Origin of the sequence: Bacillus cereus group sp. MG1 (genome assembly GCF_040460035.1) — a bacterium.
GTDB classification, from domain to species: domain Bacteria; phylum Bacillota; class Bacilli; order Bacillales; family Bacillaceae_G; genus Bacillus_A; species Bacillus_A cereus.
On sequence record NZ_JARVGY010000001.1, the window covers coordinates 5,353,193 to 5,379,421 of the forward strand.

Sequence of the window (26,229 nt, forward strand, 5' to 3'; positions counted from 1 at the left end):
AACTATAAAACAGACATACTTAACACTAATAGTAGAATTTTTCTTCTTCATCAAATTCACTTCTTTTCTTTTTATAAACATAAAAAAGGATCTCTATTTATACAGAGATCCTTTCTAACTTTATAATTTACTAGACTGTAACCCCTGAATAAACGGAACTACTTCAGGATTTACAAGCGATGATAAATCACCTAACTCTTTTCCTAAGTAAGCTGCTTTAATAACACGGCGCATTACTTTAGAGTTACGTGTTTTCGGTAAATCTTCTACAACGTGGATATCTTTAGGACACAACGCTTTTCCAATATGAGAGTTTACTAAACTCATTAATTCTTTCTTTAATTCTCCTGTGAATGTTACATGATCTCTTAATACTACAAAACAATGACAAACTTCACCTTTTACTTCGTCAGGTACACCAATTGCAGCAGCTTCAATTACATCGTTATGTTTCACAAGAATAGATTCATATTCAGCAGGTCCAATACGTTTACCTGCAATATTTAACGTATCGTCTGAACGCCCTGTGATGATATATTGTTCACCATCGTAAATGACCCAGTCACCGTGGACCCATTTATTTTCAAAACGTGACCAATATGTGTTCACGTAACGTTCATCATCTTCCCAGAAGCTTTTCGTCATACCTACCCAAGGTTTCTCTAAGCATAATTCTCCGACTTCATCTCGAATTGGTTTACCTTGATCATCCAGTACGACAGCTGCCATTCCTGGTAAAGATGCGTTAAAACTAATCGGTGCGATTGGCTTAATAAGAACATTACCGAAAATCCCACCAGAGATTTCAGTTCCACCTGAGTAGTTACAGATTGGAACATTTCCTTTTCCAACTGTTTCAAACAGCCACATCCATGGATCAGGATTCCAAGGTTCTCCTGTTGATGCGAATACTTCCAAACTCTTTAAAGAATGTTTATTGACATACTCATCACCTTTTGCCATTAATGCTCGGATTAACGTTGGCGAAATACCTAGATGAGTAATTTCATATTTATCAACTGTCTCCCATAACCGGTCTGCTTCTGGGAAGTCTGGAACACCTTCGTACATAACCATCGTTGCTCCATTAATGAGTGAACCGAATAATAGAAATGGCCCCATCATCCAGCCCATATCAGTTACCCATAATACACGATCACCTTGTTTAATATTCATTCCAAATCCTGCATCAAAGGCTGCTTTCAAAGGAAATCCTGCATGCGTGTGTACTGTTCCTTTCGGCTTACCAGTCGTTCCTGATGTATAAATGAGCATTAATGGATCATCGCTTTGCATTTCTTCGGCATGTATGAATGGTTTTTCTTTTTCTAGCGTACTCCACGAAAAGTCATAGTTATGTGGTGTAAAATCATTTCCTGCATGACGAACGATTACCACTTTTTCAACAGTTGGGCAATGTTCACAAGCTTTATCTACTTCATCTTTTAAAGAAACAATTTTACCTCGGCGTGAAAATCCATCTGCGGTAATAATCATTTTTGAACCTGCCGCTTGCACACGTGTCATAACTGCATCAGACGCAAAGCCTGAGAATATTGGTGAAATAATTGCTCCAATTTTCATTACAGCTAGCATCGCAACAACTGTTTCTGGAATCATTGGCATATAAATTGTTACACGGTCACCTTTTTCAATACCCGCGTGTTTCAAACCATTGGCAACACGGCTTACCCAGTTATCAAGCTCTTCATATGTAAATGATTTTGAAGTTCCATTTTCCCCTTCATACTGAAGTGCTGGCTGTATTCTCGTCTCTTCATCCGCAAGCCAGCGGGATAAAGCTGATTCTACAACGTTACATGTTCCACCATTATACCACTGTGCAAACGGTGTACCATTTTCTAAATCTAATACTTCTGTATAAGGTTTCATCCATTGATAGCCAACTGCTTTTTCTGCCTCTCCCCAAAACCAAGCTGTTTCCTCAATAGATTTATTATAAAAAGTTTCATAATCTTCATATCCCAATGATTTCATCCAACCATATAAACGTGTTTTTTCCTTGTACTCTTCTGTTGGAAACCAAACTGCTTGTTTCAATGTTTTCCCCTCCTTAACTTTTTGAGCAAGAAAGCCCTAAATAGGGCTTTTAAACTGGATATACAGGATGTTTACGATCCGTGAATACTTGATATTTACTCATATACATTTCGAAACGTCCTTTTAACTCTTCACGTAAATTGTTTGGATGAACAATACCATCAATCACCATCTCTGATGCTAAATGATAAATATCAATATCTTTCTTATACTCTTCACGTTTTTCAGCAATGAAGCTAGCACGCTCTTCTTCTGGTAAAGCTGCAATTTTATTTGCATATACAGCATTAACCGCAGCTTCTGGACCCATTACCGCAATAGAGGCTGTCGGTAATGCCAGACAGCAATCTGGTTCAAATGCCGGACCTGCCATCGCATATAAACCAGCGCCATATGCTTTACGAACAACGATAGAAATCTTCGGTACAGTTGCTTCACTCATTGCAGAAATCATTTTTGCACCGTGGCGAATAATACCGGCACGCTCTACTTTTGTACCGATCATAAATCCTGGTACATCCGCAAGGAATAATAATGGAATATGATATGCATCGCATAAATTAATAAACTTAGCAGCTTTATCAGCTGAATCGTGGAATAATACGCCACCCTTCATACGCGGCTGATTTGCAATAATACCAACTGGCTTACCATCAATACGTGCTAAGCCTGTAATTAGCTCTTGAGCAAATAATTTTTTTACTTCATAGAATGAACCCTCATCAATAACTCTATTAATGAGATCTTTCATATTGAAAGGAGCATTTTGATTTTCTGGAATGATTTGTTCTAACGTTTTATCGAATTGTTTCGGTTCTTGAGGTGTAACCAATGGAGTCTTTTCTAAATAGTTGTTTGGAAAATATGAAATGTATTGTCTTGCTTGTGTAATCGCATCTTCTTCTGTCTTACATAAAACATCTCCGCATCCTGATACAGAGCAATGCATACGAGCTCCGCCCATCTCTTCTAAAGTTACCTTCTCACCGATAACCATCTCAGCCATACGAGGAGATCCTAAATACATAGATGCATTTCCCTCTACCATCATTACAACGTCACAAAAGGCTGGAATATACGCACCACCAGCTGCAGAAGGTCCAAATAACAAGCATACTTGAGGAACTTTACCTGATAACTTCACTTGATTATAGAAGATTCTTCCTGCACCGCGGCGCCCTGGGAACATTTCTACTTGATCTGTAATACGCGCTCCAGCAGAGTCGACTAAATAAAATAACGGAACACGTAGTTTTTCAGCTGTTTCTTGAATACGTAAAATCTTTTCAACTGTGCGTGATCCCCATGATCCAGCTTTTACAGTAGAATCATTGGCCATTACACACGCAGTACGACCATGTATTTTACCCGTTGCCGTTACAACGCCATCCGCAGGTAAGCCTGTTTGTTCACAGTTAGCAAATAATGCATCTTCTACATATTCGCCATTATCAAATAGAAGCGCTAAACGGTCTCGAACGAATAATTTTCCTTTTGCTTTATTTTGCTCATGATATTTCGGTGCCCCGCCTTGTTTAATTGTTTCAACTCGTTCTTCAAATGAATTAGATTGTTGTTTTTGGTCTAACATATTTACTCCCCCTTATACATCGGTTTGCGTTTTTCTTTGAATGCCTGTAATCCTTCTATTCGATCTTTCGTATGGATTACACCTTCATACGCTTGTTTTTCCATTTGTAATCCGGTATGTAAATCAACTTGAATACCATTTGAAATTGCCTCTTTTGCTAATCGAACAGCAATAGGTCCATTACTAGCAATTTTCTCTGCTATTTCAATCGCTTTCTCTTCAAGTAAATTAGCTGGTACAACAAATTCTACTAAACCGTATTCTTTTGCTTCTTGCGCTGAAATACGTCTACCTGTATAAATTAATTCTTTCGCTCTACCAACACCAATTAATCTCGGTAAGCGCTGTGTACCACCTGCTCCTGGTATAATTGCAAGTGTCGTTTCAGTAAGACCAAGACTTGCAGATTCAGCAGCAATTCTAAAATCACAAGCTAAACTTAATTCCGTACCACCACCAAGTGCAATTCCATTTATAGCAGCAATAACTGGCTGTGGTAATTGTTCAACCATCTCCATAGTAGTGCGAATCATACTAACAGCATGGCGAACTTGTTCTTCATTCATACCGGCACGCTCTTTTAAATCTGCACCAGCACAAAATGCTTTTTCACCAGCACCAGTCAAAATAACTACACGTACGTTTGAATCTTCACTTATTTGAGTTAATATCGTTTGTAGTTCATCTAATAATGCCAAAGATAATGAGTTTGCTTGTCTTGCACGATTTAACGAAATCTTTACTACGTGAGGTGTTACATAATCAACTGAAATGTTTTGTAATTGTAGCATCTTCTCACCTACTTATCGTTTTATGTTGAAGCGCTCTATACACATGACTCGGTAATTGGATATTCAACTTACTTTGAATAAATTGACTAGCTCTCAATAACTTTTCTTCGTCTATATTCGTTTGGACTCCTAATTTATGGAGCATATGTACTAGGTCATCAGTGGCAACATTACCTGATGCTCCTGGTGCATAAGGGCAGCCCCCGAGTCCACCACAAGAACTATCAAACGTTGTAATACCGTATTCTAATGATTTAACTACATTCGCTAGAGCCATTCCATACGTATTATGAAAATGCATGGCAAACTGCGAAGCATCATACTTCTTTAATAGATGTTCTAATACTTGTTCTACTTGTAATGGATTCGCTACACCGATTGTATCCCCAAGAGAAACTTCATAAATGCCGTATGAAAATAGTTGATTACATAATTCGTCAACTGCTGCGACACTTATATCCCCTTCATAAGGACATCCAAATACAGTAGAAACATAGCCTCTTACCTTTTTCCCTTCGAATAATGCCTGTTTTGTTATATCTTCAATTACAACTAATGCTTCTTTAATCGATTTATTAATATTACTTTTATTATGAGATTCACTTGCTGATAAAAAAACATTCACCTCATCTACATTTTGCAAAAAAGCTCGTTCCAAACCATTTTGATTCGGAACAAGCGCAGCATATGTAACATTTGGATCCCTTTTTAGCTCAGAAAATACATCATTTGCATCCGCTAATGCAGGGACCCATTTTGGGTGAACGAATGAGGAAACTTCAACATACGACAATCCTGCTTCTGTAAGTAGTTGAATCCATTTTACTTTATCTTTTGTGCCAACAATCTTTTTTTCATTTTGTAAGCCATCACGTGGCCCGACTTCTTTAATGACAGCAAAATTAGGTAGTTTCAATTCGCTTCCCCCTATATCTCCCTATTCAATTTCTAATAATACATCTCCTTCATTTACAAAATCGCCTTCTTGCACATTAATTTTCATAACTGTGCCAGCTTCTTCTGAAATGATTGGAATTTCCATTTTCATAGATTCCAAAATGACGACATCCTGCTCTTCCTCTACTGTATCTCCTACTCCTACAACAATCTTCCAAACGTTTCCTGCCATCGATGCGTATACTTTCGTCATCATTTTTTCCCCCTTAATATTGTTAAATCTTATTTTTTAACGAGTTGTTTCGTTACAAAGCCTGTTGTATAAATACCCTCTTTGAACACTTCGTCTTCCAAAACTTGCAGTAGCATTGGCGTGTTCGTTTTAATACCTTCTACTTTTAATTCTTCTAGAGCATCATGTAATTTCGAAATTGCTTCTTCACGAGTCTCCCCATGTGCAATGACTTTCGCAATCATTGGATCATAGAAAGGTGTAATCGTTACATGATTTTCTAAGAAGTGATCAATCCGTACATTTGACGGTAATGTTAAATCTGTAATTTTCCCAGGTGATGGGAAGAATGTTTTCGGATCCTCTGCATAAATACGAGCTTCAATGGCATGACCACTACGTTTTACATCATCCTGAGTAAATGATAGTTTCTCTCCACTTGCAATCAGAAGTTGTTGTTCTACAAGGTCTAATCCCGTAATTTCTTCTGTCACTGGATGCTCTACTTGTAATCTCGTATTCATCTCTAAGAAATAGAAGTTCTTCTGATCATCTACAAGAAACTCAACTGTACCTGCATTTGTATAGCCAAGTGCTTTGGCAGCTTGTACAGCAACTTCTCCCATCGCCTTTCGTGTACCTTCATCTAAAAATGGTGAAGGTGCTTCTTCGATTACTTTTTGATTTCGGCGCTGTACCGAACATTCACGCTCCCATAAATACACTGTGTTACCATGTGTATCTGCTAAAAGCTGAATTTCAATATGATGCGCGTCTGCTATATATCGCTCTAAATACATTTCTCCGTTACCGAAGAAGTTTTGCGCTCTTGTTTTATTACTTTCAAACGCTTTGGTGAGCGTTTGCTCAGTTTCCATCAACTGCATACCAATGCCTCCGCCGCCTGCGGATGCCTTAAGCATTAATGGATAACCAATTTGTTTTGCAATTTCAATTGCTTCTTCAGCAGTTTCAATATTTGTAGTAATACCTGGGACTACTGGGACATCTGCTGCTTGCATTGCGATACGTGATTCGATTTTACTTCCCATCTTCGTAATGATTTCTTCTGAAGGACCGATAAATACGATACCTTCTTCTTTGCAACGAACCGGAAAAGACGGATTCTCTGATAATAAACCATAACCCGGATGAATCGCTTCTGCATTTGTCTTCTTAGCTATTTCAATAATTTTTTCAAGGTTTAAATAACTTTCTTGAACACGCGGTCCACCTACTAAGTAAGCTTCATTTGCCATCTTCACATGAAGGGCATTTTCATCTGCTTCAGAATAAATAGCAACAGTGCGTATGCCAAGTTTTTGACAAGTTTTCATAATACGAACAGCAATTTCCCCGCGATTCGCAATTAATATTTTTTGAAACATAGTGATTCCTCCCTTTTATCTACATCCTAAATGTCTAGCAATTACGAGACGTTGAATTTCAGAAGTTCCTTCACCAATTTCTAATAGTTTCGCATCACGAATATGTCGTTCAACTTCATATTCACGCATATAACCATATCCACCATGAATCTGTACTGCTTGATTCGCAATACGGCTTGCTGCTTCCGATGCAAATAGTTTTGCCATTGCCGCTTCTTTGCCGAAAGGTTTATCATTATCTTTTAACCAAGCTGCTTTATGTACTAAATTGCGTGCTAGCTCTACTTCAGTCGCCATATCAGCTAATTTAAATTGAATCGCTTGGAAATTAGAGATTGACTTTCCAAATTGTTGACGTTCTTTCGCATATTGCAATGCACGTTCAAAGGCTGATTGCGCAATACCAACTGCCAATGCTGCGATTGAAATACGTCCTCCATCAAGTGTATATAAAAATTGTTTAAAACCTTTATTTACATCACCAAGAATATTTTCTTTCGGTACACGAACACCATCAAGTACGATTTCACAAGTATTAGAAGCGCGAACGCCCATTTTATCGTAAGGACTAGAAATCGTTAATCCTTCACTAGTAGTAGGTACGATAAATGCTGAAATGCGTTTTCTACCATTCTCTTCAACACCGTTGACAGCGGTTACAATAATGGTATTTGCATACTCTGCGTTTGTAATCCAACACTTCTCACCACTGATTACATACTCATCGCCATCTAGTACCGCTTTCGTTTGAGTACCACCTGCATCTGATCCAGCATTCGGCTCCGTTAATCCGAAGGCACCTAATGTTTTACCTGACGCCATTGGAACTAAATACTTTTGTTTTTGTTCTTCTGTACCGAAATAATAAATTGGAGAAGCACCTAATGAAATTGTTGCAGCATAGCTTAAACCAGTGCCACCACAAGCGCGACCAATTTCTTCAACTGCTAACGCATACGATACAGTATCGCCACCTGAACCTCCATACTCTTCTGGGAATGGGATGCCTAATAATCCTAGTTCGCCCATTTTTTGAAATGTTTCATATGGAAACTCTGCAGTTTTGTCATAATATACAGCTTTCGGTGCGATTTCCTTTTCAGCAAAGTCACGTACCATTTCTTTAATCATTTGTTTTTCGCGAGTTAGAGTAAATTCCATTCCGCTACACACCCCTTATCGAATATTGAGTTTCGACAGCGTGCGAGTTTCTACTACAAACATAACAACTTAAAAGACAAGAATATTAGTTAGACAATTGCTATAATTCTGTCATAACTTAATTTTAAAACAGATTCTGTACTAATGCACAAAAAAATTCCTACATTGTTCTACAACAACATAGGAGATTTTGTGTCGAATTATGTAATTTATTGTTTAATAATCTCTACCTTTTCCCGAATCAGAAATTTCTACTAATGCTTCAGGGTATGGTTCGAAATACGTTTGTCTTAATAAATACTTTTCATCAAATCGAATGGCCCATGATTTTAGAATTGTAAGTAAACTACTAAGTGGTATTTTCTTTTCTGCATACTTTTGTAACAGTTCTATAAAATGATCTTTTTCTTGTTTTTTTAGCTTTGTTTTAAAGTATCCAAAAATGTGCTCGCATACATTTACATTCGATGTATAGCGGGGGGTGCGCATAAATAATTCATATAAAGTCTTCTCATAGTTTTCAAATACAACTTCAATCTTTTCATTTTTGTGATTTGCAATTATACGCCCTAATTCCTTTTGTTTCACTTGATTATATGCCATAAATAAATATTTATTGTCCGACTGAAACGATACAAGGTCTTTCATATTTTTATTATGTTTAATCATTTTGTAATATGCGATTGTAAATAGTCTTGTAAAGAAATGCTCTCTAATAATAAAATTCGACAATCTGCCTTCCTCTTCAATAGGAAGATGCGAAAATTTTTTTACTACTGCTCCGCCAAATAAGCCCGATCCTTTTCCCTTTGCTGGCGCTTTTTCAAAACCAGAATAAATTTTCACATCACGCGTACCACAACTTGGTGAACGATTCTTTAAAATAAAACCATCCACATCCGATATCGTTTGTAAAAAGTCATTTGAAAACTGCTCCATTTTTTCAGTTACATCTTCTCGTGTCGACGGTTGCACAAGTCTGTTCTCACCATTTTCTTCTACAATTCGTATCGTTTCACGAGGAGTTCCCAATCCAATCTCCACTTCTGGACAAACAGGTATAAATGTAACAAATGGCTGCAAATTTCGTATTGTTACATCTGGAATCATCTCTCCATTATATCGACAAGCATCAAATTCTAAACATTTACTTACGACGATTGTAGGTTTTGCAAATTGCCGCATCTCATTACCTCCTTAGTGCTAGTCCGTATACTATAAATTGTACTAGGATTAACATTTTAAGCAAAGTTTGATTCATTTATTTTTATGAGAAATATATATCCAATAATATATTAACAATCATTCAACTCTATTTTCAATAAATGTGCGCCCTATTATACTGGTTTAGATATTGTGAAATGAATAATACACAGATGCTCCGGAGAAATTAATGATTAAGAAAGGAGGGAATTGTTATGAAAAAGAAATTATCATCTATTTTAAGTGTTTTAGCACTCTCTATTATGTTTTTAGGTACATCTGCGCAAGCTGAATACGATGGAAATAATATGAATAGAGTGAATAACACTGATATTTCAACTCGAGTAAATGACAATAATTTAGACAGAGTTAATAATGATGTAAGAACTCGAAATGTAAATACAACAAATGATTTAAATGATAATCGTGATAGAAATAATAATTGGGCTTGGCTTGGTTTATTAGGACTAGCAGGATTATTAGGTCTTAGAAGAAGAGACAAAGAAACACGCTGATTTAGAATGTTTTTAATAAACAAGTACTTATTTATCAAAAATATATAACGAAAATAAATCGCCTTTTTAAAGGCGATTTATTTTTACTTAAAAAGTAATATATGTAATTCACACTTCGACGATTAAATTCGTGGAGTTAATCCATACAATATAAATTGAATCGTATTTTCAATTTCTGCTTCATCATTCCATTTTTCTTCAGGTAATAATAAAAATCGTGTTAATAATAAACCTAATACAGCTGATAAAGTAAGACGTAGTACGGAAGATGGTGGTATCTCAATAATCTCTCCTTCTTCTTGAAATTTCACAATCAACTTTTTGAAATGTGAAAACAGTTCTGTTTCTACTAATTGCTGTATTTCATTTTTTAGTTCTGGTTGAAATGGTACTTCTTGAATTAATATTTTTATCATAGGAAAGTGTTTTTGAGCAAATTTAAATCTATTATGAATTACAACTCTTAAAAGTCCTTCATACGATTCATACTCTGATTTAAATATTTCTTTTGCAAAGGTTTGTACGAAAAATGGTGCAACGAACTTAGTTAAAGTTGGCATTACGACCGCTAGTAATAAATCTTTTTTCGTCTTATAGTAGCGGAAGATGGTTCCTTCCGCTACACCAGCACGCTTTGCAATTTCACTTGTTGAAGTTGAAGCGTATCCTTTTTCTCCAAACATATCAACAGCCGCCTCTAATATTCGCATTTGACGTTCATTTCGTTTATCCGTATTAGTTGCAGCTATTAATTCCTCCAGCCAATCCTTCTGCATTTATAAAGCTCCTTTTTGTCATTATTATATTTTGCGATGTTTCTTTAAAGCAAATACATTTCCTACTGCAAATAATAGTGAAAAAAGTAATAATACAGTAAGTTTTATGTTTTATCTTATAATAAATAGTAGTTTATTATAAGTGCTTAATTATTAACTTTTTTCCAAGTGATATATCAGCGATATTTTATGTTTATTCCGTATAAGTGTTAGCAAGTTCGTTTGCAAACTTGTTAGCACTTTTTTATTGGAACTCTGGGACAACACACACTTTTGCATAAACTCCATTCTTCGTCGCAAACTGTTCTAACGTTTTTTGTCTATATTCCGTTAATGTAAAAAAATGAACAATTGGCACCTTGCCATTATACTTCTCCTTATAATAAATAGTAAATTCACCATACCTATTCATTTTCTCACTGTTTACGTTCATCATTTGAGTGCGATCTATTTCAACAGCATTTAAAATCCCCTCTTCATCTCGGAATTTTACATCTGGAATAATTGTCTTCTTTTTATCATCTATTTTATAACGTATAGGTGTTTCTATCTGCCAGTCATCCGGACAAAACAGATAGAGCCAAGCTTCATTTCTCATAAGGCTGTGTGCTAATCGAATTGTTGGTACTATCTTTTCTGTATCATCAAATAGCGCACGCCCTTTTTTATTTAAGTAATATACATATTCTTTTTTATACACTGTACTATTAACGAACGATCCCAAATCCTTTAATATACGGTTTGCATTTCTGATGCCACCTAAATCATGTATAGCCATTAAATGCCTACGTGTAGCAAATTTCAGCTTTCTAATCGAGGTCAGAATCATCATCTGACGATTCAATTTGATGTGTGTTTGTATGTTCATGTTTCTCCACCTCATATTGTTTTAGTACATCCCACATCGTTTCATTAGAAATATAAGGTACTTGAATTTCTGTTAATCTATCCGTTTTAAACAAAGCGCGTCCAGGTATACTTTTAATTGATTCCAATCCACATTCATCTATAACTACTTGAGAAGCTGTTTGTGTCGGTAATCTAAATCCAAGCTTCGCATCTGAATTTTGTTTGACTTGTCGCGGTAATGTATCTCCAGTCGGATATTGTGTACAAAAAATCAACCTGAATCCAAGTGCCCCGCCAATCCTCGCTATATAAGAAAGCATTCTCTGACAAGCAATTAATAACTTTTGCTGCTCTTTGCTCATACTTTTATCCGGGCAAAGTTCAGCGCCTTCATCAACTATGATAAAATGTCGTTCTTTTATATTTGTTTCTACAACGTTTGTATAGTGCCTTTCCTTCATATAGCACATTTTTTCTTCTATCTTTTCAAGAATTGTATTTAAAACTTGAAACGCTTGAATCGGTTTTTCTGCTATAGATTCAACTTGCTTTAAATTTTGATATGGCCCGAATTCTAATCCACCTTTTAAATCAACAATGTATAAATGCGTATGTTCTGATTGTGCTGTAATAAGAGATGTCATTACATTCTTTAAAAATACGGTTTTACCCATACGGGTTAAACCACCTAAAGTCATGTGTGGAGTTTTATCAAAATCATGATAAATTAATTCTTCTAAGCTTTGCCCTATAGGTACAAGCCATTTCCCTTGTTCGACTAATGTTTCAGACCATCTCCACTTATTAGGTATATCTTTATGAAATACTCGAATGCTTAATTTATAATTATCGTAATGGATCCGAACAGGTTTGTTTAATCCCTCACTCACAACGTCCTCAACCTTTTGAATAATTTTGCTGGGCATACCTACAGGTAAAGTGTAAATATATGTTGTACTGCGATCATCATCAATTTGTTTTTGAAACGTAGGATAATGCAACTTATCATCCCTTTTAATAGCGATCCCACTCACTTCAAAAAAGACTTGGATTTTCTTTTTATCATCATCTTTTCGTTTGAACTTACCACTTACTAATCCATAAGTTAATGCTGCTGCGGGAACCAGTAGTAACTCAAACATAAACATTTCCCCCTTAAATATCCTATAAGGATATCATTGCACTCTTTTGGAATATAACGGGACGAGCATTTTCTTATACCTTTCTTATTGTCCTGACCTTCCATGTTGTATTCCTTTATAGAAATGTAATGAGAACATAACGTAGAAGATATAAGAACGAGCCTGTGAGCGTTGTATACAAAGTAATACGTGGAAGCCAATGTGGAACACTCTTCCCCATTTTTTCTGCTATCTTCATTGCAACTACTGACAAACCTGTCGCCGTCCAAATAACTACTGCTTCTCCTGCGAGTGTCATACCTATTCCTCCTCTTCTTTTTCACGAAATATAATACCTTTTTTCGCAAGTACTACATCATAACAGTCCATGAGAATTTTCCAATTTAAAATGTCTTCTTCCTCACCGTACAGATCCTCTTCAATAACCTGGGATAAACTGAAATATCTTTTATACTCCTTGTTATTAAACACTTCATGATTTTTCATGTGATTCATAATTGATTCTGTTTCTGATCTGGATCTTGATTCATTGTACATAGACCGTAATTCTTTTGAAGGATGTAAATATGGAGTTGTATTCAAGTGGTTATACTGCCAACGCATGTAATCCTCTCCCCTCTTGATGTCCTTAGTTCCACTTGGTATTCCTCGTGGTCTTGATATAGGTATATGAACTAGAAAGAAGGATTTTGCCTGTCCAAGCGAAAAAATAAAAGAAAGACCTAGTACTTTTTTGTTAGGAGGATAAAAATATTATGCGAAGTCGTTTAAAAGAAATTTTAGATAGCAAAGGTTTCAAGTATAGCTTTATTGCAAAAAAAGCATCAATTTCAAATTCAACTATGACAAACTTAATTAAAGGAGCTACGCCTACACTGCCTGTTGCATATCGTATTTCCAAAGTGCTCGAATTACATATAGAGGACATTTGGTTTGAAGAAGATTAAAAAACATGCACGTATAGTGATAAAAAATAACCCTTCTAAAATGTTACATTAATTGGTATGATTTACTTAATTTTAGGAGGGATTAACATGAAGAAACCTTTTTATAAAAAATGGTGGTTTTGGGTAATTACCGTGATTATTGTTGCCACTGGAATTGGAGGGAATAATAGTGATACTAAGAAAGCAACCACACAAGTAAGTACTGTTGAATCTAAACCTAAGCAAGAATCGGAACAACGAAGTTCGGAGGAAAAAGAAGATAAGAAAAAATCTTTAGCTGAAGAAAAAGAACGTTTAAAGAAAGAAAAAGAAGAAAAAGAAGAAAAAGAAGAAAAAAAGAAAACAGAAGCATTAGAAAAGAACGCTAAAAAGAAAAAAGATGAAAATACAGGATTAACAGTAGATACATACACAAAACGAGTAAATGATGCATTAGAGGAAATGGGAGAGAAAACAAAATTAAAGGTTTCCTCAACAAATATCTTAGAAGATGGAAAAACCGCTATTAATCTATCTCCAGACATCATAATTTTCTTGGAAACCGATAAAAATAAAAACATAAAAAAAGCGTCATTAGCGATGACTCCAAATGCTTATTTTACTGAAATAGAAGATTTTAAATTTGCTTTCTTATTATTAATAGGAACAATGGACGATTCTTTAAGTTTTGGTGACCGTAATCTAATTAAACAAAAACTTGGTATTAATGACGAAAAAGTATTTAGTAAGGACCATTTAAAATCATTTAAGAATAACGGAACACGATATACATATAAAGGAAGTATCAAAGATAATTTCATCTTACAAGCAGAATATTAAAAAATAAAAAAGTAGGTGTACAACTACTCTATAAAAATAATTCGCTCTATTTTCAATGTCTATCGCATATTCGGGAAAATTTTAAGGCCTATACTACGTTCATTGTCTAAAAATAAATTTTAATAACATAAAAAAGGGCCATCAAATGATGGCCCTTTTTGTTTACAAAATTATTCTTTTGTATAGAAGTATTTAAGTCCTTTAGCATCTAACCATGCTGTTGCTCGATCTAGTTCATTCCCTTGGCGATAATTTGTCTCAAATCTAACTAAACCTTGTTTATCGCCACAAGAAATAATACGAGACTCATATCCTAAAGCATCCATCATTCCTAACATTTCTGGTACTAACGCTGTTCCAAATTCATACGTAACAACTTTATTATATTTATTCACTATAATCTCCACTCCTTCATCTTTTTGACTCGTTTGCGTTAATTGTGATTTAAACCATTCAACTCTTCCCTCGTCTAACATTCTGTGCGGGCAATATTTTCCGTTTCGCTCTTGGTGTGTTTTTACTTTAGAAATCGGAATATTGAATGTATCCATTAATTGACGAATAACTTTGATAGCATTTAGCTCTGCCTTTCGATATCTTTCTCCCCCTGATTTTGAGTAACAAATTTCCACACCAATACTATGACGGTTACCTCTACCATAAGTGCCGTCTCCAGCGTGCCATGCATTTCTGTTAAAAGGAATCAGTTGAATAGCTTCCTTATCATCTACAGCTACATGAAATGAGGTTCCAGTGCTATTGTTAGCAACATTATTACGCTCATTTATAGCTGGAGCATCATTATACGTGTTGTGGAATGTAATTTCTGTCGGATTCATTTCATATGGGCATAAAACCTCATATCTACTTTCTGGAACTAACATTTTTTTAATTTCCATTACTTGATCTCTCCTTTTCTCTCCTCTTGTTTTTGTTTACCACCCAAAATCTCAACTGCGTTTGTTAAAGCTTGTGGGAGTGGAATGCCCATTCGTCCAGCATTTTCTAAAAGTGAAAGCAACTCATTGCCCATGAAAAAGAAAATAGTCGCTTCACGAATAGCACTGTTACTTCCCAGTGCTGCATCTAGTTGAGCGGCCGCTCCGACCAAAAGAAAAAGCACCACCTTTTTGGCGATGCCTTTGAAACCAACTTTACTTTTTAATTCTCCGTTATATCCTGCTGCAATCATGCCAGTTAAATAATCAATAACTGCCATCGTCACTAAGATTTTCAATGTTGCATCCCATCCTCCCAAGAAATACCCACAGAAGCCACCAAACGTAGCTATAAATGCTTTCAATAATACATCAATGCGATCCATCTTTTCCTCTCCTTTTTAAGCTGCAAAATAACTTGGGTCCATTCCAAATATTTCTGCAATATCTTCCTCACTTCTATCTTTCAAATAAGATTCAGTTGTGGAAATATCAGAATGATTAGCGAGTGATTTTAATTTCTCAAGCGGTACTCCTTGAACTTTTAAATTATCTAATCTACTATGACGGAAACAGTGAGGATTCATTTTAAATTCCTTCCCTTCCTTTTCTTTCAGCATCTTAGCAAATATGTCGCACCAATAATTAAATACACTCTTGTTCAATCTTTTTCTCTTACCATTCTTATAAACACGTACAAACAAATCTGGAATAGTATCCTTACCTCGCTGATTTATATATAAACGGATGCATTTCTGCACCCGGTGATTGTAATATAATCTAAACTTCTTACCACGTTTCCCTCGTACCACATTTGTATAATAATGTTCTGTTAATCCTTCTTTTTGAACCTGGTAAACCTCATTCTTTCTGGCTGCACTGTAATAAGAAAGAGCTAAATACGTAGCCAACATATATTTCTCTTGCTCAAGTAATTCATCGATTAACCAATTAATATGGTCCTCAGTTATAAATGTGATATCGCGAATTGGATTCTTAGGTAAACCACGCACCCTTGAGCCTACGTTGAACTCGTAATTATAATCATCATCGTCAGCACAAAACTCAAGAGCTGAACGTAATGCACTCATCAATCCATTCACACGTGCGTTTGACATTCCCATCTCTTGAAAGATAATAGATAAATTCCGAATATCTTTACGTGTTAAATCAATAAGCTTTTTATTTTCGAAGTGTTCATGTATCAGAAACAAAATAATCCGTAAATCCCAACTGTATTGCTGTAAAGTGCTTGCCGCTTTCCCTTGCGATTTCTTTTCAATGAGAAAATCTTTGACTAGGTTTTTATTTTCCTGGCTAACATGCTTTTCATAAATTACTTGGTCTACTATTCGTTTCACACTGATCATCTCCTCAAAATAAAAAGAGAAGTGAAATCACTCCTCTTGATTGATGAATTGAATCAAAGCCCTATTTTATACAAAATAAAAAAGCCTGCTTATGCACGCTTAATCTGTAATATCTAAATTAAAAAGCTCATCGCAATATGAATGACATTTCCATTTTGAACACCATTTAAGAAAATTCCACCATCACTTTTAACTGTAACTTCACAAACTGTTGGTCCATTGCCATATGCAAGTGCTGGGAAAGCAATATTTTGTACAGGGCGAAATCCAGCCGGAAGGGTTGCAAATATTGTTGTATTTGCTAGATATTTAACTGATCCAATAACAGATATTTGTTCCCCACTTCTCTTGTACTTCATTATCCTATCAGCAATGGTCTCTACACCAGTTGTAGGAAGGTTAATCCAATCTGTATCGGTTGCTTGTCTAATGGTTCCATCGGTTCGAATTTCAACTCGCTTTGTCCAATCCCACGATTCTTCTTGTTCTTTAGTTGAAGGGGCAATAACAAGTTGTCCTTGTGCGCCTTTATGGAGAACTGTTTTGAATGAACGACTTCCAATGACAATAGCATTATCAGTATTAAAATGAGTTGTTCCCGTATACGCCCCACCTGTTTTAGGTACAACCTCTTTCTCTAATACCATACGAGACCACTCAGACCACTTACCACCGTTATTAATTCGAATGTATGTATCATTCCAATTTCCTAACAGAGTAGCTTTTTGAACAAGAGCTGCATTTGTGGCGGATTCTACAGCAACAAAAAACGTATAGATGGAGGCGTTAGGTGTATTTTTAAGTTGACTTCCAACATAAGTTCCAGTTTTTAAAATGGTATTCAAGTCCGTATTAGCAGCTAAATCAATAGAAGTTCCATCATCATCCGTAACCTTCCATAACTGATACTTCTGTCCTGTAACCGCTGCTGTTAATTCATTTACGCGTTTATTTGCTTCATCAATTTGCTTTTGATACCCTTTAATCATTTCAAGAGCCTTATCAAACTCAGAAATATAGTTTTCTATTTTGATATTACCTTCTTTCACATCTCGCCTTAATGTAATACGAATGTCTGGTGTACTCATTCGTTCTGTACTTTTTTCCATCACAAAATAAGCTGTCCAATCATCCGATATGGAAACAGCTTGCGAGGACAATGTGTATGAAAATACGCCATTCTTTGCATCAACTATTTGAGCATCATCTCGAACAAACAGTCCGACTTGATTAATCGCTTCGTACTTCACTGCATACCCTGTTAAATCAACAATTTGCCCCTTTTCTCTTACGTATACTGTAATTTTCAAGCCGTTTTTATCATTTTGTCTCGAACGAATTGTTTTGGTAAACACAGGATCTGCTAAATCTATAATAATTTCCTCATTTCGCATGACTACACCTCTCTCTAACTATTCCTTTTCACGCGTCTAGGCGGTCTTCTTTGACGTTTTACTTTGTTCCTGTGTTTTATATTTCCTTTAGGCTTTATTGGCTCTAATTCTTCGATTCTAGCATCTGTTTTGGCTACATACTCCTGAAATGCTTTAACAGTCTGCGCAATCATCCCATATAAGCCAACACCATTTTCTTTTGATTCATCCGGAAGCACAACTCCATAATGAGTTGTAATATCATTTGTTGTAAGGATTGGATCTCCTTCTTTACGTTTCATACGCATATCATACAACTCGGCTACTTCTGTCTTAAGGTTGTACTGTTTAATTTCCCAGCCCATTACCTTCTCTAACGCATCAAATTTAATATCACGTATATTTGTTTTATATTTCTTTTTAGAAGATACTTTAAAATCTGCTGCTAAAACACCGTTGAAATAAGTTCCCCCAGCACTTTTCACTTGCACATAGGTATTTTCATAATTTCTGTTGTTCCGTAATAAGATGTTCTGAAATACGATGTCACTATCTCCACCAGGTGTCAACTTCAAATCAACAACTCGATCTCCATTTTGGCGGAAATTAAACCCTTCTTTTGCAGTGAAATAAGCACCACCTGTTCTGCTTTCCAGAAAAAGATTATTTTGGCTTCTCAAAGAAGCATAGGATGCTTTTGACTCTAGTTCTAGGCTTTGATCCGCTCTTAATTCTGCATGTCCATTTTGATTAAACGCAAGGGCCGCTGAAAAATAGACTCTGTTTGGATCACCATTTAGGTATCCATTTGATATTCCGATTCCTCCTGACTTGGGAGAACCTTCGAGTTGGTAAATTAACACTGCACCCTGCGTTGCTGTTATATCATTGTTGCCACCTAATACAATAGTGGGTTGCATGATATTACTTTGATTTATATAATAGCCCATGAAAATCCGAGTGATATACGATTCCATTAACCTAATAAACTGTTTGGAAATAGAGACATAGTTAGAATCATTGGCAGTTCTAAGAGTAGTTCCTGTTATTTCTCCGCCTCGAATCAAATTTCCATTCAATACTCCAGTGGTAATAAAATCCGCAACAATACGCCCATCTTTTGTCATTGCTATTTCATACGGACCATTTACCCCGTTTGATGAATACCCTAATCCGTTTATGTTCCACTGCCACACTTTTGAAGCTGTCATTTCATTTTTGGTATCCATAATTAAAATTCGGTCTGGATATACACGTACATTTCCACCAAATCCCGAATTGATTAATTTTGTGGCATTTTCTTTCGCTGCATCCAGTAAAGATCCTGGCATATTGGATAAATCTTGTTGGATTTGATCTACCTTACCAGCCATATCTGTAAAAGATTCTTTAAAGTTTCCAATGGTTACATTGATATATTCCTTTTTAATCGGATCATATTTATACGCAATAACTTTTGCTTGAATATCAATACCATCTTCCTCATGTTTAACTGTAACAATATCGCCCATCCAGACACGCTGCAAAATTTTATATTCTTTATACTCCTCTGTTTGAGACAACTCTTGAAATTCAACCTTATATGTCGCTTTTGGTTGATCGACCATCTGAATATCAAACATAGCTTTAGCGGCTTGACGTAACCTGTTATACGCTTCTTCTACAGGTAATGCGTCTTCATCATTTGCATTTTTACCAATAGCTGCTTTTATATGATTAAATTCAATAACTCGTATTCTCGGATGTGGATACTTATGAATCAGTGGACTATCTACATATTTTTCTGGTAATAACAATCCGTCAAACCCTTGTGGCATAATTCTGGTAGTAGGGCTTTTCCAGTCCACACTTCCTTCATAACCTAACAAATCTTTTTTATGCCTGATAACTACCCCACGGTTAGCTCCTCGGTTTTTCAACATCTTCACATCAAAGTTATCCCTTTTTAATTCACCACCCCATCGATTTACGAATGAATTATCTTGGCTCGTATCCAACATTGCTTCAACTGGATTCTTTCGAACAATACGCGCGGTGGATATATTGGTTATATCTGAATAAAAAGTAAAAGGATGCTTATATTGACACCCTGATGACAACCTAGCCATAGCTGCACTACCATTTGTGGGCTGAATAAATATATCTTCAATCAAATTTTCTGTTAAATCATAAAAAATATGGTAACAAACCGCTTTGATTTCTCCCATACTCACTTTAGGAGTTACCACGCGAAATAACTGATCCCCATCAGGAGTAGGAACTTTTATGATGCTCATCCCGTCAATTTTCGTTCCATATGGAGCAAATAAAGGATAATTAAAATTAAAAACAAATAAACCGTTGAGTTCCTCCTCAACAGTTGCACTATAAATATGTTTATCTAAAACACCAATTCCATTATGCGTAAAATCTGTTTCATTTGGTTTATATAAAGTAATCATTATTTATATCTCCATCTTGGCTGAATTGAAATAAATTGAATAGCCCCTGACCACTCTATTTTATTTACTCCTATTTGAAATTCTGGAAAATCACCAATCATTTTATCATTCATTGGCACTGTACCACTGTATGCCTCTAATAATTCTGAATCTACTACAACAGAACCATTTACATCTTTAATCTGAAAAGAAACATCATTAATGGAAATTCGAAATGTACCATTACCTGCAACGAACAACATTGGAGCCGATTCCATTGTACCCGGATTATAAATAGATCCAGGAGTACTCAACATTATGTTTACATCTTCTGTATACTCAAAAGGATCAAGCGTAAAGTCGACTTCAAACTCACCGTGTTCTTCAATTTCATTTGCAATATCACCTATTACAACATGTTTAATTTTTCGATACACATCATCATCTGTAAAATATAGTGTCTTGCCATTCATCAACCAAGCCTTCATGCGCCGAACTAGTGGCTTAATATTCTCTTCTTCAAGCATATTGAACTTTATTTTTAAAGGGACGTTTTTAAACGCCCCTTTTTTTGTAAGTGAACCATGTCTACCCGGCACTTCAATATGTTCTACTTCCTGTTCTGCTGTAGGAATAATAGGGCGTTCTACCATACATATTCCATAGTCACTTGCTAACTGATTATCGATACCTATGTCTAGCAATTTAAGTCCTCCCTATTCCTATTTTTACATTACGACCACGCTCAGCAAACCAATCATTTGCTTTTTCAAACATACGATCCACATCACGTTCATTATTAATTGTGTTATAAAAATTAATTTCTACAGGACCACTGTCAATTTGTTGAACAATCGGTTGGACTGCTCTTGTCGCTAGCGTAGACAGATTAGAAGCAATGTTATCTTGTTTATTTATTCCATATAAATTTAACTTTTTAAAAGTATCATCAACCATATTTGAAATGTTATTAAGTGCGGATTGTAACACATTACCTTTGGTTGACTTTTGGTTTGGAGCATTATAAAAATCTTTAAAAATCTGCTCTCTGAAACCAGCTACTTTCTTACCTATCTCCAACCACTTTCCAGACTCTACAAATTCCTCTTCTAATATCTTTTGAAAAGGATCTCCACTCTCTAATACACTACGAATATAACGAGCAACAGGATTATTTTCGCTCATACCACTATTAACATCATAACCTTCAAGCTCTTTACCAACTTGTTTAAGTGCATCCCTCATGTCTACGGGTAAATGGGTAATCCAATCATTAAGATAGTCACCATCTTCCAATATTGCCTCAAAATAACTCCGAAGAGGATTATTATTATTCATGTCGTTTAAAGTGGAGCTATTGAAAGTATTTAACGTAGTTTCTAATACCGTATACACTGAATTTGCTAAGTTTTTAGCTGCCGCAAGAACTGTTGACATTGATTGTTCCATACCAACAGCAAGCCCGGCACCAACTTGTTTACCAACCTGATCCCTCATTTTTCGAGATGGACTATGGATGTCGAAGAAGGAAGTAAAACCGTCAAGAATATCGTTACCAATAGATTTCACCTTATTTAACACTTTACCAGCCATGCTACCTAGACCATCTATCAATCCACTTATGATATCTTTACCTATCTTGAATAAATCAATCTTCTTTAATGTATCAACAATCTTCGGTACAATATCTGTCACGATTGTAGAACCTAATTTTCCAACCATACTCACAATACCTTTTATTAAAGCCCAGATCAGTTGAACACCAGCTTCAAGGATTTTAGGTAGATTCTTAATTAACTCTCCTGCTAAAGTAACAATTAGCTTTAATGCTGCTGCAATTAATTCCGGTATCACCTTTACGATCCCAGCAATCAACATAAGTAAAATTTTCACTCCAGCTTCCAGTATCTTCGGCAAGTTTGCAATTAATGTGGATGCTATTTTGACAATTAAATCTAATGCTGCATTAATAAGCTGTGGTAACACTTGTACGATACCATCAATAATGGCCATTAAAATCTTTACACCGGATTCAATTATTTTAGGTAAGTTTGTTAATAAAGTATCCGCCACTTTGGTGATAAGATTTATCGCTAAATCAATAAGTTGCGGTAGCATTTTAATGATTCCGTCTATCAAGCTAGTTAAAACCTTAACACCAGCTTCAATTATCATAGGTAAATTCGCTGTAATGGCTTCAATTAAAGTTGTAATGACTGTAATAATTGCTAAAGCAATCATAGGTAAAGCTTGTGTGATTCCTGTGATTAATGAAACTAATAAATTTATTCCCATTTCAATTAGCTGGGGTAAAAATGACATAATTCCATTAATAATAGTTTGAATAATCGTTACAGCTATTTGGATTAACTGTGGAAGCATCTGCATAATTCCATTTATTAAAGTTAGAATCAATTGAAGTCCTGTTTCTATCAGAGTAGGTAAGACTTGTACAATCCCAGAAATTAAAGTTTGAATAATTTGTATTCCCGTTTGTATAATCATAGGGAGATAGGTAGCAATCATCTGCGAAATTGTATTTATAATCCCAACAATGGCTTCAAGCACAATTGGAGCCGCTACAACCAAACCATTCACAAGGCTTGAAATCATTTGTGATCCGGCTTCAAGAAATTGCGGTAATGCTGTTGTTACGAAATTGGCTATATTAGTAAAGATATTCGTAATAGTTTCAAGGATAATTCCTGAGTTTGCATTCAAATACTCTGCAATCGCTGGCAAATAACGAGATACAGAGATGAGAACACCAGGAAGCCCACCAATAATCGCTCCCGCTATAGTAGGGCCAATGGTCTTAAAAATTTCACCTAACTGGCTAAAATCTCCCGAAAAAACAGCTTTTACTGCATCAAAAAGATGAAGGCACGCTTCGCGTATCTTACTGACTGCCAATCCTATTATTTCAGCCGCATTTTGAAATCCTTTTGGTAAATGAGTAATCCAATCATTTAAATAATCTCCATCAACAGCCGTATAAAATAGATATTTACCTAGTGAAGATAATGCGTGCCCAAAGTTTTGAACACTTTCAATTACACCATTTATGCTATTTTTGAATCCTTCATTGGTCTGCCACAAATTCCGCATCCAAATAACCAATCCGGTAATAGCTGCGGATGCGGCTATTACTCCCCCAACTACCAATGCAACTGGACCAGCAACAGCCCCCATACTTACGCCAAATATACCAGCTATACTGGATAAGGTGACAAACACTGGGGCTAAAGCCATGCATGCTCCAACAAGTATTCCAAGCGCTGTTACAATTGTTGTAATAGCTGCTGCTAATGCTGGATGTTCTGAAACAAAGCCCGCAAAAGCACTAATTACATCAGCAATGACTCCCAAAACAGGTTCAAGTGCCATTTTCAAGTCGTTCATAGCTTTTTGAAACTTTACAGCTGGGCTGGCATCCATTTTCTTAATCATTTCATTTAGCTGTTCTTGATTCTTGTTCAAATCTATAACTTTATCTTGAGCACCAATAAGTGTATTGGTTATATTCTGGCCTTGATCTTCATACATCGTTCCGAAAAGCTTAACACCAATCTCATTTCGCTTTGTTTCATCTTCAATACTAACTAGCGCTTTCGCAATCTCTGTCATAGCTGCCGAACCTTCTTTACCGCCTTTAGCGACAGATTGCCCCCACTTTTCTAACTGATCAGCCGAAATTTTAGTGCCTTCAAGAGCTTCTTTCATAGACTTGTCGACACCTTGACCAAATTCAGCCGCTTTAATACGCCCTTCTTTCAGTCCATCTAAGAGATTATCAATCATTTGTATTCAACGTGATTCGCAACGTCACGCCCGTTCTTATGAACTGCTATACGTCACCGTATAGATTAGACTATATCTTCAACTACTTGAGTTGCTCCCCGTTTCGAGTGTCATTTGCTTACACCCTACGTCTCTCGACTAGTCGTTGCACGTTCCTTAATTAAAAGGCTTCGCTCAGTATTGTCTCATTTGAGAGTTCCACTGAATTAAAGGAGTTTTTCATTGTATGTCGCCATACAAGGGAACTATAATCTAATTCCAGGTACCTGTATCAACACCAGCCTCCATAATCGCTTGTACTTCTTCAGCATTGTAACCTGCTCGTGTTAGCTGCCCGCCATATTCAGCGATAATGTCCAATTGCTCAGGAGGAAATCCGATTTTTAACAGCCGATTCGTTAACCCTAAGGCCGTATCACTAGTTATCCCTAATTCATTACCAATTTCATTCGCTTCTTGAATTAACTCAGTAAAATCTATTCCTGCATAAGCACTTGCAATGGCTCCTGCTCCTTTTACAATGGAAGCATTAGCCTTATCGCTTACAGTTTGATTTAATGCCCATTGTCTACGTGTACCCTCCAGTGCTTCTTCCACATCAACACCATAAGCTTCTAAACCGCGAACCGCTTCTTCTACTGATTTTTTAGAGGATGCCGGAACTTCAAAAGAGACGTCAATTTTTGTTTTTAACTTAGAGGTATCAAGCGCTTGCTCAATGGCTCCTGAAATACCACCGCCAGCCATTAATCCACCTAGAATATTTTCTAAGCCTATATCTAATTCTTTGAAACTGTGCGACGCTCTCTCTGCTTCTCGTGAAAGGTCTCTCAAATCATTTCGAACTTGTTGTAATGAGTTCCCATCATCTATAGAACGAAGAGATCGCTGTAATTTCTCAATATCTGCTTCTGAACCTAATGCTTCACGACCGATGATTTGAATTGCTTGTTCTAACTGCCTAGCTGTCGCTGTACCGTTTCGTATTGCGTTTGTAAGGTTATTTCCTAATGCATTTGCAAAATGATCTACACTCGTTTCAGTCGCATCAAAGAATGTCTTTAATTGTTTCGTTGCGTTTTCTTGTTCCTGCAAACTTCTATTTGTCGCACTTAATTGATTCTGCAACTGCTGTTCTGCTGTCCGAGCTTGTATAAGCTGCGTTTCATATCTTTGGATTTCACTAGCATTTTCACCATACTGCTGTTTGGCTTGATCTAACTGTTTCTGATAGTTTTGTACTTTACTAGCTGCAACAGTATGTTGCTCTCCAAGATTATCTATTTTTAAACGTAACTTCTCTATTTCTGAAGCATTCTCACCAAGCGTCGCTTTTTGTAACTCGTATTGAGCATTCAACTTAGAAAGAGAAGATTGCAACTGCTCTTCCTGTCCTTTTAGCTCTTTCAGTTTTTGAGCTGCCTTAGCTGTTTCGCTTGTTCTTTCCTGTTCAGCATCTCTCGCCTGTTTTAAACTTTCAGAAGTTTGTTTAATACTATTCGCTAACTGTTGTTCCGTTATTTGCTGACTTCTTAATTTTGATTCTAGCTTTGCTACAACAGTAGAATTTTCTCCGTACAATTCTTTAGCACGTTGTAAATGTTCCGCTGTTGCTTGCGTAGCCCTTTGTGCAACTGCATACTGTTGGGAAAGGTTTTGAAGCTTTGCTTGTAGTTTTTCTGAATCAGTAGCATTTAATTTCATCTGCTCTTCTTGCAATTTCATTTCTTGACGAAGTTTTTTCGTTTCCTGATTCATGCCCTTCATAGCATCATTAAAATCTTTATTTTGCGCTTTAAATATAACTTCAACTTCCGAATTATTTCTTGCCATTATCTCACCTACCTTTACTTGGGATTGTTACGCCATGCTTCAAACGCTGTAATCCCTGCGTAAATACGCTCAACAGACGAAATTGGCTCATGCCAAAAAGTCTCTGGATCTATTCCAGAGAC

Annotated in this window: 24 protein-coding genes; 3 read left to right on the forward strand and 21 right to left on the reverse strand. The window is 36.1% G+C overall.

Annotated elements, in window-relative coordinates; genetic code table 11:
• Positions 1 to 120 precede the first annotated feature (120 nt).
• From QCI79_RS27915 to QCI79_RS27950, 8 genes are all read right to left on the reverse strand, one after another.
• Positions 121 to 2,061 (reverse strand): AMP-binding protein, encoded by a 1,941-nt coding sequence (locus tag QCI79_RS27915; protein ID WP_000806481.1) that lies wholly within the window; start codon positions 2,059 to 2,061, stop codon positions 121 to 123.
• 49 nt (positions 2,062 to 2,110) lie between these two features.
• A complete protein-coding gene (locus tag QCI79_RS27920; protein WP_000886744.1) occupies positions 2,111 to 3,652 on the reverse strand; it encodes an acyl-CoA carboxylase subunit beta in 1,542 nt (513 codons plus the stop codon).
• A gap of 2 nt (positions 3,653 to 3,654) precedes the next feature.
• The gene (locus QCI79_RS27925) at positions 3,655 to 4,443 is read right to left on the reverse strand and encodes an enoyl-CoA hydratase (RefSeq protein WP_000939798.1); all 789 of its coding nucleotides are present in this window, start codon (positions 4,441 to 4,443) and stop codon (positions 3,655 to 3,657) included.
• Positions 4,444 to 4,447: 4 nt separating this feature from the next.
• A complete protein-coding gene (gene mvaB, locus QCI79_RS27930) occupies positions 4,448 to 5,359 on the reverse strand; it encodes a hydroxymethylglutaryl-CoA lyase (RefSeq protein ID WP_000775433.1) in 912 nt (303 codons plus the stop codon).
• 21 nt (positions 5,360 to 5,380) lie between these two features.
• Positions 5,381 to 5,596, reverse strand: a complete 216-nt coding sequence (locus QCI79_RS27935) for an acetyl-CoA carboxylase biotin carboxyl carrier protein subunit (protein WP_001987345.1) — start codon at positions 5,594 to 5,596, stop codon at positions 5,381 to 5,383.
• A gap of 26 nt (positions 5,597 to 5,622) precedes the next feature.
• The gene (locus QCI79_RS27940) at positions 5,623 to 6,960 is read right to left on the reverse strand and encodes an acetyl-CoA carboxylase biotin carboxylase subunit (RefSeq protein ID WP_000486742.1); all 1,338 of its coding nucleotides are present in this window, start codon (positions 6,958 to 6,960) and stop codon (positions 5,623 to 5,625) included.
• Positions 6,961 to 6,975: 15 nt separating this feature from the next.
• Positions 6,976 to 8,121 (reverse strand): acyl-CoA dehydrogenase, encoded by a 1,146-nt coding sequence (locus tag QCI79_RS27945; protein WP_000397282.1) that lies wholly within the window; start codon positions 8,119 to 8,121, stop codon positions 6,976 to 6,978.
• 216 nt (positions 8,122 to 8,337) lie between these two features.
• The gene (locus QCI79_RS27950) at positions 8,338 to 9,306 is read right to left on the reverse strand and encodes a YbgA family protein (protein ID WP_001248645.1); all 969 of its coding nucleotides are present in this window, start codon (positions 9,304 to 9,306) and stop codon (positions 8,338 to 8,340) included.
• A gap of 233 nt (positions 9,307 to 9,539) precedes the next feature.
• Here QCI79_RS27950 and QCI79_RS27955 point away from each other — a divergent pair, with 233 nt between their 5' ends.
• Positions 9,540 to 9,839 (forward strand): WGxxGxxG family protein, encoded by a 300-nt coding sequence (locus QCI79_RS27955; RefSeq protein ID WP_000728151.1) that lies wholly within the window; start codon positions 9,540 to 9,542, stop codon positions 9,837 to 9,839.
• Positions 9,840 to 9,961: 122 nt separating this feature from the next.
• Here QCI79_RS27955 and QCI79_RS27960 read toward each other — a convergent pair whose 3' ends face one another.
• The 5 genes from QCI79_RS27960 to QCI79_RS27980 all read right to left on the reverse strand — a co-directional run bounded on the left by QCI79_RS27960 (position 9,962) and on the right by QCI79_RS27980 (position 13,209).
• Positions 9,962 to 10,615 (reverse strand): TetR/AcrR family transcriptional regulator, encoded by a 654-nt coding sequence (locus QCI79_RS27960; protein WP_001168198.1) that lies wholly within the window; start codon positions 10,613 to 10,615, stop codon positions 9,962 to 9,964.
• 244 nt (positions 10,616 to 10,859) lie between these two features.
• The gene (locus QCI79_RS27965; protein WP_044129451.1) at positions 10,860 to 11,483 is read right to left on the reverse strand and encodes a replication-relaxation family protein; all 624 of its coding nucleotides are present in this window, start codon (positions 11,481 to 11,483) and stop codon (positions 10,860 to 10,862) included.
• Positions 11,425 to 12,606 (reverse strand): FtsK/SpoIIIE domain-containing protein, encoded by a 1,182-nt coding sequence (locus QCI79_RS27970; protein WP_048549378.1) that lies wholly within the window; start codon positions 12,604 to 12,606, stop codon positions 11,425 to 11,427. The genes QCI79_RS27965 and QCI79_RS27970 overlap by 59 nt, the downstream gene beginning before the upstream one ends.
• Before the next feature lie 115 nt (positions 12,607 to 12,721).
• Positions 12,722 to 12,904: a hypothetical protein gene (locus QCI79_RS27975; RefSeq protein WP_000170786.1), complete on the reverse strand. Its 183-nt coding sequence runs from the start codon at positions 12,902 to 12,904 to the stop codon at positions 12,722 to 12,724.
• Positions 12,905 to 12,906: 2 nt separating this feature from the next.
• Entirely contained in the window at positions 12,907 to 13,209 is a 303-nt protein-coding gene (locus QCI79_RS27980; RefSeq protein WP_048549376.1) for a phage protein, read from the reverse strand.
• A 152-nt stretch (positions 13,210 to 13,361) separates the two neighbouring features.
• Here QCI79_RS27980 and QCI79_RS27985 point away from each other — a divergent pair, with 152 nt between their 5' ends.
• Together QCI79_RS27985 and QCI79_RS27990 are read left to right on the forward strand one after the other, a co-directional pair.
• Positions 13,362 to 13,553 carry a helix-turn-helix transcriptional regulator gene (locus QCI79_RS27985; RefSeq protein ID WP_001257714.1) on the forward strand — a complete coding sequence of 64 codons (192 nt, stop codon included), beginning with the start codon at positions 13,362 to 13,364 and terminating at the stop codon, positions 13,551 to 13,553.
• Between the two features lie 87 nt (positions 13,554 to 13,640).
• Positions 13,641 to 14,372, forward strand: coding sequence for a hypothetical protein (locus tag QCI79_RS27990; RefSeq protein ID WP_021729490.1), 732 nt, complete (start codon positions 13,641 to 13,643; stop codon positions 14,370 to 14,372).
• A gap of 170 nt (positions 14,373 to 14,542) precedes the next feature.
• Here the strand turns inward: QCI79_RS27990 and QCI79_RS27995 are convergent, their stop codons facing one another.
• The 8 genes from QCI79_RS27995 to QCI79_RS28030 all read right to left on the reverse strand — a co-directional run bounded on the left by QCI79_RS27995 (position 14,543) and on the right by QCI79_RS28030 (position 26,107).
• Entirely contained in the window at positions 14,543 to 15,271 is a 729-nt protein-coding gene (locus QCI79_RS27995; RefSeq protein WP_021729491.1) for an N-acetylmuramoyl-L-alanine amidase, read from the reverse strand.
• On the reverse strand, positions 15,271 to 15,696 hold the full coding sequence (locus QCI79_RS28000; RefSeq protein ID WP_048549373.1) for a phage holin family protein: 426 nt from the start codon (positions 15,694 to 15,696) through the stop codon (positions 15,271 to 15,273). The genes QCI79_RS27995 and QCI79_RS28000 overlap by 1 nt, the downstream gene beginning before the upstream one ends.
• 15 nt (positions 15,697 to 15,711) lie before the next feature.
• Complete coding sequence (locus QCI79_RS28005; RefSeq protein WP_048549371.1) at positions 15,712 to 16,671, reverse strand: tyrosine-type recombinase/integrase; 960 nt, start codon at positions 16,669 to 16,671, stop codon at positions 15,712 to 15,714.
• Positions 16,672 to 16,793: 122 nt separating this feature from the next.
• Entirely contained in the window at positions 16,794 to 18,074 is a 1,281-nt protein-coding gene (locus tag QCI79_RS28010) for a BppU family phage baseplate upper protein (RefSeq protein ID WP_021728193.1), read from the reverse strand.
• A gap of 14 nt (positions 18,075 to 18,088) precedes the next feature.
• Positions 18,089 to 20,494, reverse strand: coding sequence for a phage tail spike protein (locus QCI79_RS28015; protein ID WP_021728194.1), 2,406 nt, complete (start codon positions 20,492 to 20,494; stop codon positions 18,089 to 18,091).
• A complete protein-coding gene (locus QCI79_RS28020; RefSeq protein WP_023901438.1) occupies positions 20,494 to 21,177 on the reverse strand; it encodes a phage tail domain-containing protein in 684 nt (227 codons plus the stop codon). Before QCI79_RS28020 ends, QCI79_RS28015 begins: the two co-directional genes overlap by 1 nt.
• Position 21,178: 1 nt before the next feature.
• On the reverse strand, positions 21,179 to 24,019 hold the full coding sequence (locus tag QCI79_RS28025; protein WP_228220127.1) for a hypothetical protein: 2,841 nt from the start codon (positions 24,017 to 24,019) through the stop codon (positions 21,179 to 21,181).
• A 507-nt stretch (positions 24,020 to 24,526) separates the two neighbouring features.
• On the reverse strand, positions 24,527 to 26,107 hold the full coding sequence (locus QCI79_RS28030) for a coiled-coil domain-containing protein (RefSeq protein WP_021727576.1): 1,581 nt from the start codon (positions 26,105 to 26,107) through the stop codon (positions 24,527 to 24,529).
• Between the last annotated feature and the right edge of the window lie 122 nt (positions 26,108 to 26,229).